At 68.5% G+C, this 15,116-nt stretch carries 15 protein-coding genes, 1 tRNA gene and 1 pseudogene; 9 read left to right on the top strand and 8 right to left on the bottom strand.

From position 1 onward, the window contains the following. Positions 1 to 41 precede the first annotated feature (41 nt). From ACYVOK_RS27935 to ACYVOK_RS27920, 4 genes are read left to right on the top strand one after another with little or no spacing between them, the layout of a single operon-like run. Entirely contained in the window at positions 42 to 1,442 is a 1,401-nt protein-coding gene (locus ACYVOK_RS27935) for an ABC transporter substrate-binding protein (protein ID WP_460665522.1), read from the top strand. A gap of 10 nt (positions 1,443 to 1,452) precedes the next feature. Further along, complete coding sequence (locus ACYVOK_RS27930; protein WP_460665521.1) at positions 1,453 to 2,526, top strand: ABC transporter ATP-binding protein; 1,074 nt, start codon at positions 1,453 to 1,455, stop codon at positions 2,524 to 2,526. After that, positions 2,523 to 3,461: a carbohydrate ABC transporter permease gene (locus tag ACYVOK_RS27925; RefSeq protein ID WP_460665520.1), complete on the top strand. Its 939-nt coding sequence runs from the start codon at positions 2,523 to 2,525 to the stop codon at positions 3,459 to 3,461. The genes ACYVOK_RS27930 and ACYVOK_RS27925 overlap by 4 nt, the downstream gene beginning before the upstream one ends. Next, entirely contained in the window at positions 3,458 to 4,336 is an 879-nt protein-coding gene (locus tag ACYVOK_RS27920) for a carbohydrate ABC transporter permease (RefSeq protein ID WP_460665519.1), read from the top strand. Before ACYVOK_RS27925 ends, ACYVOK_RS27920 begins: the two co-directional genes overlap by 4 nt. Positions 4,337 to 4,348: 12 nt before the next feature. Here the strand turns inward: ACYVOK_RS27920 and ACYVOK_RS27915 are convergent, their stop codons facing one another. Beyond that, entirely contained in the window at positions 4,349 to 4,543 is a 195-nt protein-coding gene (locus ACYVOK_RS27915) for an exodeoxyribonuclease VII small subunit (protein ID WP_460665747.1), read from the bottom strand. Between the two features lie 17 nt (positions 4,544 to 4,560). Beyond that, entirely contained in the window at positions 4,561 to 5,781 is a 1,221-nt protein-coding gene (gene xseA / locus ACYVOK_RS27910) for an exodeoxyribonuclease VII large subunit (RefSeq protein WP_460665518.1), read from the bottom strand. A 107-nt stretch (positions 5,782 to 5,888) separates the two neighbouring features. Between xseA and ACYVOK_RS27905 the strand changes: the two are divergent. From ACYVOK_RS27905 to ACYVOK_RS27895, 3 genes and pseudogenes are all read left to right on the top strand, one after another. Further along, positions 5,889 to 6,350: pseudogene (locus tag ACYVOK_RS27905) on the top strand (HAD domain-containing protein); the annotation flags it as partial. A gap of 166 nt (positions 6,351 to 6,516) precedes the next feature. Continuing rightward, positions 6,517 to 6,590 (top strand) — tRNA-Met (locus ACYVOK_RS27900). 100 nt (positions 6,591 to 6,690) lie between these two features. After that, positions 6,691 to 7,722, top strand: a complete 1,032-nt coding sequence (locus ACYVOK_RS27895; RefSeq protein WP_460665517.1) for a 4-hydroxy-3-methylbut-2-enyl diphosphate reductase — start codon at positions 6,691 to 6,693, stop codon at positions 7,720 to 7,722. A 47-nt stretch (positions 7,723 to 7,769) separates the two neighbouring features. Here ACYVOK_RS27895 and ACYVOK_RS27890 read toward each other — a convergent pair whose 3' ends face one another. The 6 genes from ACYVOK_RS27890 to ACYVOK_RS27865 all read right to left on the bottom strand — a co-directional run bounded on the left by ACYVOK_RS27890 (position 7,770) and on the right by ACYVOK_RS27865 (position 13,139). Next, positions 7,770 to 8,222 (bottom strand): SRPBCC domain-containing protein, encoded by a 453-nt coding sequence (locus tag ACYVOK_RS27890; protein WP_460665516.1) that lies wholly within the window; start codon positions 8,220 to 8,222, stop codon positions 7,770 to 7,772. After that, the gene (locus tag ACYVOK_RS27885; protein WP_460665515.1) at positions 8,219 to 8,587 is read right to left on the bottom strand and encodes an ArsR/SmtB family transcription factor; all 369 of its coding nucleotides are present in this window, start codon (positions 8,585 to 8,587) and stop codon (positions 8,219 to 8,221) included. The genes ACYVOK_RS27890 and ACYVOK_RS27885 overlap by 4 nt, the downstream gene beginning before the upstream one ends. Positions 8,588 to 8,713: 126 nt before the next feature. Further along, positions 8,714 to 9,904, bottom strand: coding sequence for a glycoside hydrolase family 64 protein (locus ACYVOK_RS27880; protein WP_460665514.1), 1,191 nt, complete (start codon positions 9,902 to 9,904; stop codon positions 8,714 to 8,716). Between the two features lie 214 nt (positions 9,905 to 10,118). After that, the gene (locus ACYVOK_RS27875; RefSeq protein WP_460665513.1) at positions 10,119 to 11,288 is read right to left on the bottom strand and encodes a DNA recombination protein RmuC; all 1,170 of its coding nucleotides are present in this window, start codon (positions 11,286 to 11,288) and stop codon (positions 10,119 to 10,121) included. 122 nt (positions 11,289 to 11,410) lie between these two features. Further along, complete coding sequence (locus ACYVOK_RS27870) at positions 11,411 to 12,178, bottom strand: polysaccharide deacetylase family protein (protein ID WP_460665512.1); 768 nt, start codon at positions 12,176 to 12,178, stop codon at positions 11,411 to 11,413. A 106-nt stretch (positions 12,179 to 12,284) separates the two neighbouring features. Further along, positions 12,285 to 13,139 carry a DUF817 domain-containing protein gene (locus ACYVOK_RS27865; RefSeq protein ID WP_460665511.1) on the bottom strand — a complete coding sequence of 285 codons (855 nt, stop codon included), beginning with the start codon at positions 13,137 to 13,139 and terminating at the stop codon, positions 12,285 to 12,287. 115 nt (positions 13,140 to 13,254) lie between these two features. Between ACYVOK_RS27865 and ACYVOK_RS27860 the strand changes: the two genes are divergently transcribed. After that, positions 13,255 to 13,785, top strand: coding sequence for a GNAT family N-acetyltransferase (locus ACYVOK_RS27860; protein WP_460665510.1), 531 nt, complete (start codon positions 13,255 to 13,257; stop codon positions 13,783 to 13,785). 123 nt (positions 13,786 to 13,908) lie between these two features. Then, positions 13,909 to 14,985 (top strand): redox-regulated ATPase YchF, encoded by a 1,077-nt coding sequence (gene ychF / locus ACYVOK_RS27855; RefSeq protein WP_460665509.1) that lies wholly within the window; start codon positions 13,909 to 13,911, stop codon positions 14,983 to 14,985. The last annotated feature ends 131 nt before the right edge of the window (positions 14,986 to 15,116 follow it).

Genomic DNA, 15,116 nt, shown 5'->3' with positions numbered 1-15,116 from the left:
AGAACAGGCTGGGGAGAAGAGTCTCGCGCTGGAGGTGCGCGATGGACGAGCAGACTCGTATTTCCCGCCGGAGCCTGTTGTGGCTGACCGCCGTGGCCACCACCGCCGCGGCCTGCGGTGACGCCGGAGACGACGCCGGGCCGCCGCAGGCGACCGTTCCGGCGCCGAGCCCGACCATGTCCTCGCCGGCGTCGAAGTTGTCGGGCGACCTGAGGATCCTGCTCTGGAGCCACTTCGTGCCGAGCCACGACCAGTGGTTCGACCCGTTCGCGAAGAACTGGGGCAAGGAGGTCGGCGTCAACGTCACCGTCGACCACATCAACAACACCGAGATCGTGGCCCGGACCGCGGCCGAGATCCAGGCGCGGCAGGGCCATGACCTGATCCAGTACATCGCGCCGCTCTCGCAGTTCGAGCCGAGTGTGGTCGACCTGAAGGACGTCGCCGAGGAAGCGACCAACCGGTTCGGCGAGCAGCTGAAGCTGTGCGTCAAGTCGAGCCAGAACCCGGCCACCGGCAAGCACTACGCGTACGCACCGGGCTGGGTCCCCGACCCCGGTGACTACCGCAAGAGCCTGTGGGAGTCGGTCGGGCTGCCCGACGGTCCGGCCACCTGGGACGACCTGCTCCGCGGCGGTGCGGAGATCAAGAAGACCAAGAACATCCAGATGGGCCTGGGAATGTCCCAGGAGATCGACTCCAACATGGCCGGCCGGGCCCTGATGTGGTCGTACGGCGCCTCGATCCAGAACGAGGACGAGGAGGTGGTGATCAACTCGCCCGAGACGGTCGCCGCGGTGGAGTTCATGCAGCGCCTGTTCAAGGAGACGATGACGAACGAGGTCTTCTCCTGGAACCCGGCGTCCAACAACCAGGGCCTGATCGCCGGCCAGATGTCGTACATCCTGAACTCGATCTCGGCGTGGCGGACCGCCCAGGAGGCCAACCCGGAAGTTGCCGACGACATCTACTTCACCCGGGCGCTGAAGGGCCCCGAGACCGCACTCGCCGCCCAGCACGTGATGTACAACTGGATCGTCCCGAACCACGCCCGCAACGTCGACGCGGCCAAGGAGTTCCTGCTGCACTACACCGCCAACTGGCCGTCGGCGACGTACCACTCGAAACTCTACGACCTGCCGGCGTTCCCGAGGCTGGTGCCGCAGCTCAACGGCTGGCTCGACCGGGACCCGTTCGGCGCGAAGCCGGAGAACAAGCTCGGTGTACTCAAGAACGCGATCGAGTGGAGCACGAACATCGGCCACCCGGGGCCCGCGAACACGGCCATCGGCGAGGTGTTCGCGACGTTCGTCATCCCGAACATGTTCGCCAAGGCGGCGCGCGGGGAGCTGAGCCCCGAGCAGGCGGTCGCCGACGCCGAGCGGCAGATCAAACCCATCTTCGACAAGTGGCGGCAGCGCGGTCTGGTCGGCGGAGTGTAGGTGAGGTCGCGTGGCTGTCGTCGAGGTCCGTGGGCTACGCAAGGTGTTCGAGGGCGGGCGGGCCCGCCGTCGGCGCGCACATGGCCGGGTGAACGCGGTCGACGGCGTGGACCTGGCCACCACCGAGGGCGAGTACCTCGTCCTGCTCGGGCCATCGGGTTGCGGGAAGACCACCCTGTTGCGGACGATCGCGGGCCTCGAGCAACCGACCGACGGTGAGGTCCGGATCGGCGGGCACGTGGTGAACGAACTGCCGCCGCGGGCGCGCCGCGTCGCGATGGTGTTCCAGAGCTACGCGCTGTACCCGCACAAGACCGTGCGGGCCAACATCGTCTTCCCGCTCAAGGCCCAGGGGATCGACAAGGCGGAATGGGCGGAGAAGACCGAGTGGGCCGCCGACCTGCTCGGCATCGGTTCGCTGCTCGACCGTCGGCCGCGTCAGCTGTCCGGCGGCGAGCGGCAACGGGTCGCGCTGGCCCGGGCTCTCGTCCGCGAACCCAGCGTGTTCCTGCTCGACGAGCCGCTGTCCAACCTCGACGCGAAGCTGCGGGCGAGTGCGCGGGACGAACTCAAGCGGTTCCAGCGCCGGGTCCGGACCACGACGATCTACGTCACCCACGACCAGGTCGAGGCGATGGGGCTGGGTGACCGGATCGCGGTCATGTACGCCGGCCGGATCCGCCAGGTCGGCCCACCGGTCGAGGTGTACGACGACCCGGCGGACACGTTCGTCGCGACCTTCCTCGGGTCGCCGCCGATGAACCTCGTGCCGCGCGACGGCGTACTGGTCGGCTTCCGGCCCGAGCATCTGCTGCCGGAGACGATGGTCCACGGTGACGATCGGCTGGTGGTGCCCTTCCAGGTCGACCGCGTCGAGTATCTGTCCGGTGATCGCCACCTGTACGGAACGGTGCGCGGTCTGGGGGCCGAGACCCGGGTCATCGCCAGGCTTCCGGCGACGGTGACGTCGGCGGTCGAGCCGGGTCAGGAGCACGAGTTCGCGGTGCACGCGGAACGACTGCGGTTCTTCGACGCGGACAGCGGGGAGCGCACCGAGCCGGTCTCGGTGCGGACCGGATCATGACGAAGGTCGCCGAGCCGTCACGGGTCACCGAACCGGTCGATCTGACGGTACGGCGGCGCTTCGCCGACCGCGACGACCTGCTGGCCTGGGTGTTCCTGCTGCCGTCCGTCGGGTACATCGTCGCGCTGGTCGCCATCCCGTTCTTCCTGGCGATCGCGTTCAGTTTCAGCGACGTCACCGCCGGGGACGCGAGTTTCGACTGGGCCGGGCTGCGCAACTACCAGAACGTCTTCGAAGACCCGGTGTTCTGGCGGTCACTGCGCAACACCGTCGTGTTCACGGTCGTCTCGATGGCGCTGATCGTCGTACTGGGCAAGGTGCTCGCGAACATCCTGGTCGCCGACTTCCGGGGCAAGTGGCTGGTCCGCTTCCTGGTCCTGCTGCCCTGGACCACTCCGGTGGCGCTGTCGACGATCGCCTGGCTGTGGCTGCTCGACTCGGTGTTCTCGCCGATCGACTGGGTCCTGCGGGAACTGGGCGCGATCGACGCGAACATGTACTGGCTCGGCAAGCCGGACCTCGCGATCGGCTCCGTCATCGTGGTGCACGTGTGGCGGCTGGTCCCGCTCGCAGCGGTGATCATGATGGCCGGGCTGGTGGCCATCCCCAAGGACGTCCAGGAGGCGGCCTCGGTCGACGGTGCCGGGTTCTGGCGGCGGATGTTCGAGATCACCATCCCGCTGACGATGCCGATCATCGCGGTGGCGGCGCTGTTCGGGGCGATCCTGACCTTCACCGACATGGCGGTCGTCTACGTGCTGACCCGCGGCGGGCCGACGAACTCCACCCAGGTGCTGGCCAGTTGGGCGTTCTTCCGCGGCATCGAGGGCGGGGACGTTGGCCAGGGCGCGGCGATCGCGTTGTTCCTGTTCCCGTTGCTGCTGGCCGCGGCGATCGCCATCCTCCGGGCGGTACGGCGAATGGACGTGTCATGACGACCGCCGACATCGAGCAGTTGCGCCGGCGTGCGCGGCGGCATCACCTGGCGTCCCGCGTCACGGTGTACCTGCTGGCGATCCTGGCGGCGCTCGGTGCGGCCGGGCCGTTCATCTGGGCCGGGATCACCGCCTTCAAGGAGAACCGGGACCTGTACCGGCGCAGCAACAACCCGTTCCTGTTCAACCTGACGCCCACCACCGAGCACATCGACTACCTGTTCAACAGCACGGAGTTCCCGACGTTCGTGTGGAACACCTTGTGGGTGGGCCTGCTGGTCACCGCGATCACGCTCGGCCTCGGGCTGCCCGCGGCGTACAGCCTGGCCCGGCTCGACCGTCCGTGGTCGGGCCCGATGGCGATCGCGATCTTCTTCGTCTACCTGGTGCCGCCGACTCTGCTGTTCCTGTCGCTGTCCCGGATGGTCGTGGCCGCCGGCCTGCAGGACCGCACCTGGTCGCTCGTCCTCGTGTACCCGACCATCACGATCCCGGTCTCGATCTGGCTGCTGATGGGGTTCCTGCGCACGATCCCGAAGGACATCGAGGAACAGGCGATGGTCGACGGCTACAGCCGGCTCGGCGCCTTCGTCCGGACCGTCGTACCACTGGTCTTCCCCGGTGTGGTGGCGGTCGTCGTCTTCGCGTTCACCCTGACCGCGAGCGAGTTCATCTACGCCCTGGCCTTCGTCTCACCGTCCGGCGAGAAGCCGATCAGCACCGGCGTACCGACCGCCCTGGTCCGCGGCGACGTCTTCTTCTGGCAGTCCCTGCAAGCCGCCACGATCCTGGTCGCCGTCCCCATCGCCCTGATCTTCAACCTCTTCCTCGAACGCTTCATCACCGGCTTCACCCTCGGCGCCGTCAAGGGCTGACGCCGAGTCGGATCAGTTGGGCTTTTCCTGGTGGGTGGCCTGGGCCTTGGCCAGGCGTTCGCGGGCGCCGTCGAGCCAGCGTTGGCAGGTGGCGGCGAGTTCCTCGCCGCGTTCCCACAGGGCCAGGGACTCCTCGAGAGTGGTGCCGCCGGCTTCGAGTTTGCGGACCACCTCGACCAGTTCCTCCCGGGCCTGCTCGTAGGACATCTCCGGACGGTCGCCGCTCACGTGTTCTCCTCGGACTTGACTTCGACGGCGAATCGGCCGTCGCTCACCCGCGCCTGCAGCAGATCGCCGGGCGCCACCTGCGCCACTTCCCGGACGGCGGTGCCGTCGGGCAACTGGAGCACCGAGTACCCGCGCTCCAGCGTCGCCTTCGGGGACAACGCCCGTACGCTCGCCAGCCGGTGCGCGATGTCGTCACTCGCCCGGTCCAGCCGATGCGTCAGCGTCCGCCGGCTGCGCTCGACCAGCGCGGCGACCTCGTCGGACCGCCGCTGCAGATCGGTCACCGGCGCGGCGAGCGACGGCCGGCTCCGGATCGCCGCCAGCGCGTGCATCTCCCGGTCCAGCCAGCCGGTGATCGCGCGCAGACCGCGCTCCCGCAGCAGCCGTACGCCGTCCAGCTCCTCGCGAACATCCGGCACGATCCGCTTCGCGGCGTCCGTCGGCGTCGACGCGCGCAGGTCGGCCACCAGGTCCAGCAAGGGGGAGTCCGGCTCGTGCCCGATCGCGCTGACCACCGGCGTACGCGCCTGAGACACCGCCCGGATCAGACCCTCGTCGGAGAACGGCAGCAGGTCCTCCAGCGACCCACCGCCGCGGGCGATCACGATCACCTCGACCGACTCGTCGGCGTCGAGCTTCCGCAGCGCGGTCATCACCTCACCGGCCGCCGCCGGCCCCTGCACCGACGCGTACTCGATCCGGAACGCCACCGCCGGCCACCGCCGCTTCGCGTTCTCGAGTACGTCGCGCTCCGCTGCCGAATCCCGCCCGCAGATCAAGCCGATCGTGTGCGGCAGGAACGGCAACGGTTTCTTCCGGTACGACGCGAACAGGCCCTCGGCCGCGAGGAGTTGTTTCAGCCGCTCGATCCGGGCGAGAAGTTCACCGATCCCGACGTGCCGGATCTCGCTGACCGCGAGCGCCAGCGTGCCGCGCCGGGCGAAGAAGTTGGGCTTGGCGTTCACCACCACGCGCGAGCCGTCCGTCACCGGCGGGTCGACCGCCTCGAACACCCGGCGGTTGCAGGTGAACCGCAGTGAGATGTCCGCGTCGGTGTCGCGCAGGGTGCCGAAGACGGTCGTCGTACCGCGGTTGATCGACACGTCCGTGAGTTGCCCCTCGACCCACACCGCGCCGAGCTGATTGATCCAGCTCGCAATGCCGTTCGCGATCGTGCGAACGGCTGCAGGCGCATCCGGCGAGGTCTCCAAAGCCACGCCCAGACCCTACGACCCCCCGCCGACAAACCCCCGCACGGCTCCTCAATTCGCGCGAGTCTCGCTACCGTGCTGCCCCAGCTACCCTGAGTACAGAAGAGGTGATCATGCCCCCGTACGACGCCTCGGATCGCCCTTTCCTGCTCCTCGACATCGACGGGCCGCTCAACCCCTATCGGGCAAAGGTGATACCCCCGGGCTACCAGCGGCACGAGATCGTCGAGGGTGACAAGACCTGGATTGTGCTGCTCAACCAGCAGCACGGGGTGAGGCTCAACCTGCTCGCGGAGACCTTCGACCTCGTCTGGGCGACCAGCTGGGAACACGGCGCCAACCGCCTGCTGGCACCTCTTCTCGGCCTGCCCGAGTTGCCGGTGATCTCTTGGCCGCCGAGAGAGTCGGTGGCACGAGTACGGCGGGGATCGTGGAAGACGCCGTACGTCGCGGAATGGGTGGGCGACCGACCGTTCGTCTGGGTGGACGACGAGGTGAATCGGCACGACCGGTTCTTCCTCTCCAAGCTCCACTCGTCGCACCTGCTGCACCGGGTCGAGGCGAGCCGCGGACTGACCGCGGCTGACTTCGTGGCGATCCAGGCCTGGGCGGACCGTAATTCCTTTGCGGGTAAGGCGTTTCGGCGGGATGATGGAGGGACTGGAAACACCTCCCGGGGGAGCCGTCCGGACAGGGCGGGCGGCTCCTCGACGTGCGATCGGTTGCCCTGTGCAACGTCTGGCCAGGGTGGCGCAGTTTGTGAGCGCGCGCCCCTCATAAGGGTGAGGCCGCCGGTTCGAGTCCGGCCCCTGGTACTCCTGCTTCGTGCGTACGACGTGATGCTGCTCACAGGCCCCGCTGTTCCGGGTCCGGCGCGGCTCGGGTAGGCCTGAACCCGGCCCGTACCATGGGGGCGTGACTGCCCAGCCTGAGAACACGCCCACGACGACCGCGGTGAGGACCAAGCGGGTGCTGCTCGCTGCGCCACGCGGGTACTGCGCCGGCGTGGACCGGGCGGTCGTGGCGGTGGAGAAGGCGCTCGACCTGTACGGCCCGCCGGTCTACGTGCGCAAGGAGATCGTGCACAACAAGCACGTCGTCCAGACGCTGCAGGCGCGCGGCGCGATCTTCGTCGACGAGACCGACGAGGTGCCCGAGGGTCAGACGGTGATTTTCTCCGCACACGGTGTCGCCCCGGTGGTGCACGAGGAGGCGGCCGCGCGGCAACTCAAGACGATCGACGCGACCTGCCCGCTGGTGACCAAGGTGCACCACGAGGCGAAGCGGTTCGCCGCCAGCGACTACGACATCCTGCTGATCGGTCACGAGGGCCACGAGGAGGTCATCGGGACCAGCGGCGAGGCGCCCGACCACGTCCACCTCGTCGACGGTCCGGGCGACGTGCCGAACGTGACGGTCCGCGACCCCGAGAAGGTCGTCTGGCTGTCCCAGACCACGCTGTCCGTCGACGAGACGATGGAGACGGTACGGCGGCTGCGCGAGCGGTTCCCGAAGTTGCAGGACCCGCCGAGTGACGACATCTGCTACGCGACCCAGAACCGCCAGGCCGCGGTCAAGAAACTCGCCCCCGAGGCCGACCTGATGATCGTGGTCGGCTCCCGCAACTCCTCGAACTCGGTCCGCCTGGTCGAGGTCGCCCTCGAGCACGGCGCCAAGGCCGGCTACCTGGTCGACTACGCCGACGAGATCGACGAGGCCTGGCTGGACGGTGTCGACTCGGTCGGCGTCAGCAGCGGCGCGAGTGTGCCCGAGGTGCTGGTTCGCGACGTACTGCGCTGGCTCGCTGAGCGTGGCTACGGCGAGGTCCAGGAGGTCACCACGGCCGAGGAGAGCCTCACCTTCGCGCTGCCGCGGGAGCTCCGCACGGACCTCAAAGCGGCCGGCCTGCCGACGACCGGTACGTCGGACCACGCCTGGACCGTCTGACCCGTCCCGCGGCCGTCAGCTTCCAGAGGCTGCGGTCGGGTGGTGGATCAGTCGCTGAGGGCTGTGGCGTAGGTGCCGAGTACCAACTCCCAGCCGGTGTCGTAGTTGACCCGGGCCCGGAGACCGTCCGGACGCCGCTCCCACCCGGTGTGCACCAACTGGACCTCCGTGCCGCCCTCCACCGCCGTGAAGGTGACCGTCACCTGTCCTGCCTGCTCCGGATCGGTGCCGGGATGCCAGCTGAAGCTGACCGACGTCGGCGGATCCCACGTCGAAACCGTCCCCCACGACCCGACCTCACCACCGTCGTCGTACTCGACGATCCGCCCACCCACGGCGCCGTCGAGCCGCACCTCCCGCGCGTTCTCCTCAGTCACGGAGTGCGTCCTCAACGGCCACCACGCCGACATCTCCGCCGTGAACGCCTCGAACGCCCGCTCCGGACCGACTGGCACCACAACCCGCTTGACCAGCGCCGCCAACCCCTGATCCACACTCATCCCCGCTCCTCCTCAGTACGTCGTTCGGTCGTCCGGCGATCCTCGGTGCGGCGGATGTGGTCGGCGTACGCCTCGAGGGCGTCGTCCCAGAAACGGTCCAGCCAGGCCCGGAGTTCGTCGAGGCCGGTGCGGTCGACGCGGTAGATGTTCCGCGTGCCGCGCGACTCGTGATCCACCAGACCCACCGCCCCGAGCACCTTCAGGTGCTGTGAGATCGCCGGCCGGCTCACCGGAATCCGCTCGGCCAGCGCGGCGACCGAACTCGGCCCGCCCCGCCGCAACGTCTCGAGAATCGCCCGCCGCGTCGGATCTCCCAGCGCATCCAGCACCGGGCCCGCCGCCCCCGGCAATCCGTAAGTCCCCACGAACGGTAAGCTGCCACTAACCGATTCCCACGTCAAGTCCTCAGTGCCGCGCACATCCGGTTGCCGGCACAGTCCACCGCACCCACAGCTGGGCTGTGGGTGCGGTGGGCCGGGGCGGAGACCGGGTCAGTTGAAGGGGTCGAGGGTCAGGTAGGCCTGCTGCGGGTTGCCGTCGTGGACGAGGGACTCGTGGTGGCCGACGTCGTCGAAGGCGAACGCGTAGGCCTTGCCGTCGGCCATCTGGGCGTGGATCTTGCGGGCGTAGTGGTTGGTGACGTTGTCGAGGTAGAAGTTCGCGTTGTTCGGGTCCGGCTGGTTCGGGTTCACCAGCAGGGTGGAGCGGTTGTAGCCGGCGCACAGGGTGCGCGAGATCGGCCCGCGGACCTGGTCGTTCGGTGCGTCGAGCAACTTGAAGCAGCCGAAGATGCTGGCCGAGTCCGGCTTCTGGAACGACGTGACGATCGCGCCCGAGCTGTTGGTGAAGTTCATGACGTTGCCGGAGACGCGACCGTAGTACTTGATGCTCGGCTGGTCCGCGAACGGCGTGATCGTGAGCGTCTGCGAGCTGTACTTCGACCACACCCGGTTCACGTAGTCGTCCATCGCGTTGGCGGGCAGCGCACCGATCTCGACGCCGTACAGGGGTGACAGCGCTCGCAACACGCTCCCGTTCGGTGCCGTCTGGATCAGGTTCGCCCAGCCGCCGGGCTGGCCGCGGAGCGCGCTGTAGAACCCGTTGTAGCCGCCGGGCTTGAGGCGACCGGTGGACTTGCTGGTCCCGTTGGCGAGTTGCACCCCGACGGCGTACGGCGCGGAGAACATGTCGACCTGGGAGCTGTTGATCCACAGCCCCGAGTCGTTCAGCGTGTACTCGGACCAGTTGAACAGGATGTTCCGGTTCGGATCGCTCGGGTTCTGTACGGCGGGTTGCACCAGACCGCCTGTGGTGAGCTTGAAGACGAGCTTCTGGCCGTACGAGAAGTAGACCCGGCCGGAGAACTTCGGCATCCGGATCGTCAGCGACTGCCCGTTGGCCGGGCCTGCGATCGACGCGTCCGGCGCGGGTGTCGGCGGGTTGCCGCCGGCCGGCCAGGGGTGGAAGTTGCCCGCGGCATCGGCCCAGCCCTGCCGGCCGGTGGCCAGGTTGGTCCCGAGGTTGTAGATGTACACCGGATCGGAGCGGCCGGAGTTGTTGGTGATCTTCAGTGGAATGGTCGCGGGTACGGCGGCCGCCGGGCTGTCGTTGGTCGCCGTGAGTACGCCGGCGATGCTCGCCGCGGCCACGGCGATCGCCAGCAGGTGATGTTTGACGCGCACTGTTCCTCCTCACGTTGTCCCGTACGAGAAGGCGAGGCGCCGGCCGGCCGAGCCGCTGCGTTACCAGGGCACACCAGCCCAGCGACCGGCGCTCAGGTCAGAACGACGAGGGACGGTGGATCGCCGGACGACCAGGTGAGAGCGCTCTCATCGTTGGCGACCCGCTCATCCCTGTCAATGCCCCACCCCTGTCGGGTTTCCGACACGCCTGCCGTCAGCCGGCTTGGGGCGGAGGCCATTTGCGGGTCGGGTCGGGATCCTCCACCGCGAGGAACTCCGGAGCCGTGAGCGGGCGGACGGACGCCTCGATCGACTCCATCGCGGTCAACTCCGCCTCCGTGACGTGCAGGTCCCTGAGCTTCCGGGCGGTGATGAACACCCGCCGCTCGAACGACCCGACCGTGCCGTTGTACGCCTCGACGGCAGAGGTGAGCGAGCGGCCGACCCGACTCAGATGGTCGCCCATGGTGCTGAGCCGGTCGTAGAGTTCGCGACCGAGCTCGAAGACCTGCTGCGCGGACTCGGTCAGGGCGGACTGGTTCCACGCGTACGCCGCCGCGCGCAAGGTGGCGATGAGTGTCGTCGGAGTCGCCAGGATCACCCGGCGCTCAGCGGCGTACTCCAGCAGGCTCGGCTCCACGTCGAGCGCCGCCGACAGGAAGGACTCGCCCGGCACGAACAGGATGACGAACTCCGGTGACGGGGACAGCCGCGTCCAGTACGCCTTCGACGCCAACTGATCCACATGTGTTCGCAGATGCCGGGCATGCGCGCGCAACCGCTCCTCACGGAAGGCGGGGTCGTCCGACTCGGCCGCCTCCAGGAAGGCGGCCAGCGGAACCTTCGAGTCGACGACCAGATTCTTGCCCTCGGCAAGACGCACCACGAGGTCCGGTCGCAACAAGCCGTCCTCGCCGACGGTCGTCGTCTGCTCGGTGAAGTCGCAGTGGGCGACCATGCCGGCAAGCTCGACGGTCCGGCGCAGGTGCAGCTCACCCCAGCGTCCGCGCACCTGTGGCTTCCGCAGAGCGGTCGACAAGGAAGCCGTCTCCCGCCGCAGCGCCTCACCGCTCATCCGTACTTCGTTGACCTGTTGATGAAGCTGGCTCTGCCACGCCGCACGTCCCTGCTCCAGCTGATTCAGCTGCGCATGCAGGCGATCCAGCGCCTCCTTCACCACGGCCTGGCCCGACATCTGCTGCCCGACAGCAGTCCGCTCCCGGGTGAGCTCGACGACCCGATCCTCGGCCGCGTCCCGCTCAGCCGTCACCCGCGCAAGCTCCGCACCATCCCTTCCCCGCACCCAGAGCACCCCGAACACAACCCCGAGGACCACCCCCACCACGAGAAACAGCAGCAGCAACAACACCGTCGTACCGGTCATGTGACTGATAGTGCCGAAGGCCGCCGACAGTTTCTGGTGAATCCGGCAGAGTGCCGGAAGTTTGCCGGAAGAATGCGTGACGAGTTCCGGGTCTGTTCCGCGGTGGCGAGGAAGGCTTGACGTCAGCAGGCCATCGCGGGGAACGAGTAGCCCTGCGCCTTGAGAAGGGGGAGCACCTTGTCCAGAGCGGCGACCGTCTGCGAGCGATCCCCGCCGCCGTCGTGCAGCAGGATGATGTTGCGCCGGTGGGCGTGGGTCAGGATGTTCTGAACGATCGCCTGCGTGCCGGGCCGGGCCCAGTCGCGTGGATCGACGTCCCAGAGGACCTGCACCATGCCGGCGGCCGTGATGTCGGCGCGGACCTTCGCGTTCGTGGCGCCGTACGGCGGCCGGAAGCAGGTCGACCGGGGTCCGTCGAAGATCTCGCGGTGCCGCCTGGCGGCGGACACCGCGGTCAGCTGCGCATGGGTGATCGAATGGCTGCCGATGGTGTTGCCAGCGGCAAGCACTTGTTCACGCAGACCTGGGTGGGCAGCCTGCATGCTGCCGAGCTCGAAGAAGGTCGCGTGCGCTCCGTGCCTGGCCAGCACCTGCAGGATCTTCGGCGTCCAGACCGGATCCGGACCGTCGTCGAAGCTGAGGAACAGGACCTTCTTGTTGCCTGCGGCAAGCGCGGCGGTGGGGTTCGGCACGGGTCGGTGCGGCGACGCGGGAGCGTTGACGGTCGGCGTCCTCGTCGGTGTCACCGACGGCGTCGCCGACGTGGATGTCGACGCCACCGTGGGCTTGGGTGGCTGCGCCTTCCCCAGCGCGATGGCGATCAGTGAACCGATGACGAGAACGGCCAGCGCCGTCCCGGTCGCGACGAACGCGGCGAACCTACGGGACATGATGCTCCCTTGCAGATCAGGCGGATGTACCCGGTCGCTCCCCCTCAGGAGCCCCTCGCAGCTCAGCCGTCGAGTTGCTGTGCCGGACACCAGAGGAGACGCGCCGTCACCTGGTCTGGTTGGCGTTCTCGTGTTGCGGTGAGATCTCGACCGCCGTGACGTCGGTGGCCCGCGGCGTCGCGACGCTGGCCGGTGCGCCGCGGTGGTAGAGCCTGCCCTCCAGCGACTTCACACTCGCGACGAGGACGAAGCTCATGCTCACCAGCAACGCCCACGCGCCGAACTTCGCCGGATGCACGAGCCGCCAGACGTCCACCTGGTCCGGGTAGTTCCAGGCGTCCAGGAAGGTGCCGAAGTTCTCCGCGACCCACAGGAAGAACCCGATCAGTCCGAAAGACACCGCGAGCGGCATCCGGTACCGCCGTTCGCCCACCGAGTAGAAGACCCAGGTGCGACGCAGTACGACGAGCAGCCCGATCGCGATCGGGATCCGGAGGTCGACGATCCAATGATGAGTGAAGAAGTTCGCGTAGATCAGCACCGCGAGCACGGTCGTGAGCACCGGCCTGTAGCCGCTCACCCGCAGGTCGAGCCGCCGCCAAGCCTGGCAGATGTAGCTGCCGACCGCGGCGTACATGAACCCGGCGAACAGCGGCACCCCGCCGACCTTGGTGTACGCCTCACCCGGGTAGTGCCACGACCCGACCCGCACCTTGAACAACTCCAGGCCGAGCCCGACCAGGTGGAACCCGAAGATCACCGCGACCTCGCGCCACGTCTCCAGGCCGATCACCCAGAACAGCAGGGTCAGGCCCAGGCAGTACACGAGCAGGGCGTCGTACCGGGGGAGTGGCAGGTCGACGTACTTGGAGACGGCGAGGCCGGCGAACAAGCAGACCGGGAAGAGACAGGAGACCGCCTCGAGCCACCCGAACCGCAGGAACTGCAGGCAACCGGTCACCAAACGTGTCCGAAGGGGTGCGCGCACTCTCCAACTGGTCACAGACTTGAGACGTCGCTTGCTCTCGGCTGGTTCGGGCGGATACATGAACGGCAAGCGATGGGGAGGTGCCGGCATGGATCCGAAGGTGGTCTACGAGACGGAACGGCTCGTGGTGCGCGACTGGGTGGACACCGACGAGGACCGCGTGTTCGACATCTACCGGCGGTGGGAGGTGTCGCGCTGGCTCGGCGCCGAGCCCCGGGTGATGACGGCCCGCGCCGCCGCGGCTCGCACGATCAAGCGCTGGCAGGAGCGCAATCGGGACCCGCTGTACGGCGTCTGGGCGGTGGAGGAGCGGTCGACGGCCACGGTCGCGGGCACCGTCCTCCTCGTGCCGTTGCCCGATCCGTCCGACGGGACCGGGAGCAAGGGCGAGGTCGAGGTGGGCTGGCATTTCCACCCCGACGCCTGGGGCCGCGGCCTGGCGACGGAGGCGGCCCGCGGCGCGATCGCGCACGGATTCACCGGTGGTCTGACCGAGATCTACGCGGTGGTCCGGCCCGACAACGCCGCGTCGCTGGCCGTCTGCCAACGGCTCGGGCTGCGCCCGCTGGGGCGGACCAACCGCTGGTACGGCACGGAGCTGGAGGCCTTCCTGATCTGATCCCGGTACGACGCTCAGCCGGGTCCCACCGCGCGTCGCCGTGCCGTTCCGCGCCGTACGGCGGGGTGCCCGGCGTACCGCGGATTGGGGTACGGCGGGGTAGGCCGCGTACCCTTGACGCCCGTGGCACTCACCATCGGAATCGTCGGGCTCCCCAACGCGGGCAAGTCCACCCTGTTCAACGCGCTGACCAAGAACAACGTGCTCGCGGCGAACTACCCGTTCGCGACCATCGAGCCCAACGTCGGCGTGGTCGGCGTACCGGACGCGCGGCTGGGCAAGCTGGCCGAGCTGTTCGACTCCGCCAAGGTGATCCCCGCCACGGTGCAGTTCGTCGACATCGCCGGCATCGTCCGCGGCGCGTCGGAGGGTGAGGGCCTGGGCAACAAGTTCCTCAGCCACATCCGCGAGTCGGACGCGATCTGCCAGGTCACCCGGGTCTTCCGCGACGACGACGTCACGCACGTCGACGGCAAGGTCTCGCCGGCCGATGACATCTCCACCATTCAGACCGAGCTGATCCTGGCCGACCTGCAGACCGTCGAGAAGGCGATCCCGCGGCTGGAGAAGGAGGCGCGGCTGAAGAAGGAGCGCGGCGTCGTGCTCGAGGCGGTCCGGACCGCGCAGAAGCACCTCGAGGCCGGGACGCCGATCATCGCCACGGACGTGGACCGGGACGCGATCCGCGAGCTGATGCTGATGACGGCCAAGCCGTACCTGTACGTCTTCAACTGCGACGCGGACGAGCTCGCCGACGAGGCGCTGAAGCAGCAGATGCGTGACCTGGTCGCGCCGGCCGAGGCGATCTTCCTGGACGCGAAGTTCGAGGCGGAACTGGTCGAGCTGGGCGACGAGGACGAGGCCCGCGAGATGCTCGCCGAGATGGGCATCGACGAGCCCGGCCTGGACGTGCTGGCGAGGGTCGGGTTCGACACGCTCGGCCTGCAGACGTATCTGACGGCCGGGCCGAAGGAGGCCCGCGCCTGGACCATCAAGCGCGGCGCCACCGCCCCCGAGGCGGCCGGCGTCATCCACACCGACTTCCAGCGCGGGTTCATCAAGGCCGAGATCGTCTCCTACGACGACCTGATCGAGGCCGGCTCCATGGCCGCCGCCCGCGCCGCCGGCAAGGTCCGCATGGAAGGCAAGGACTACATCATGCAAGACGGCGACGTCGTCGAATTCCGCTTCAACGTCTGAGCTGGAGAAGCTTGGGTGGTCCGGTAGGGTCGGGGGTGCGTGGTTGGGGCTGCGTCGAGACTCGCCGGAAGGCTGGAAGCCACCCCTGTGGATGAGGCGTTCCCCTTGTGGCCTGTGCGAGTCCGGGCCCG

The sequence above is a fragment of the Kribbella swartbergensis genome, assembly GCF_054784135.1.
This window is presented reverse-complemented; position numbering and strand designations above follow the sequence as displayed.

What these genes read in the sequence shown, in the direction of transcription:
- ACYVOK_RS27935 (WP_460665522.1), top strand. Translation starts at nt 42, where the DNA reads ATGGACGAGCAGACTCGTATTTCCCGCCGGAGCCTGTTGTGGCTGACC.
- ACYVOK_RS27925 (WP_460665520.1), top strand. Translation starts at nt 2,523, where the DNA reads ATGACGAAGGTCGCCGAGCCGTCACGGGTCACCGAACCGGTCGATCTG.
- ACYVOK_RS27920 (WP_460665519.1), top strand. Translation starts at nt 3,458, where the DNA reads ATGACGACCGCCGACATCGAGCAGTTGCGCCGGCGTGCGCGGCGGCAT.
- ACYVOK_RS27915 (WP_460665747.1), bottom strand. Translation starts at nt 4,543, where the DNA reads ATGTCCTACGAGCAGGCCCGGGAGGAACTGGTCGAGGTGGTCCGCAAA.
- ACYVOK_RS27890 (WP_460665516.1), bottom strand. Translation starts at nt 8,222, where the DNA reads ATGAGTGTGGATCAGGGGTTGGCGGCGCTGGTCAAGCGGGTTGTGGTG.
- ACYVOK_RS27875 (WP_460665513.1), bottom strand. Translation starts at nt 11,288, where the DNA reads ATGACCGGTACGACGGTGTTGTTGCTGCTGCTGTTTCTCGTGGTGGGG.
- ACYVOK_RS27870 (WP_460665512.1), bottom strand. Translation starts at nt 12,178, where the DNA reads ATGTCCCGTAGGTTCGCCGCGTTCGTCGCGACCGGGACGGCGCTGGCC.
- ACYVOK_RS27860 (WP_460665510.1), top strand. Translation starts at nt 13,255, where the DNA reads ATGGATCCGAAGGTGGTCTACGAGACGGAACGGCTCGTGGTGCGCGAC.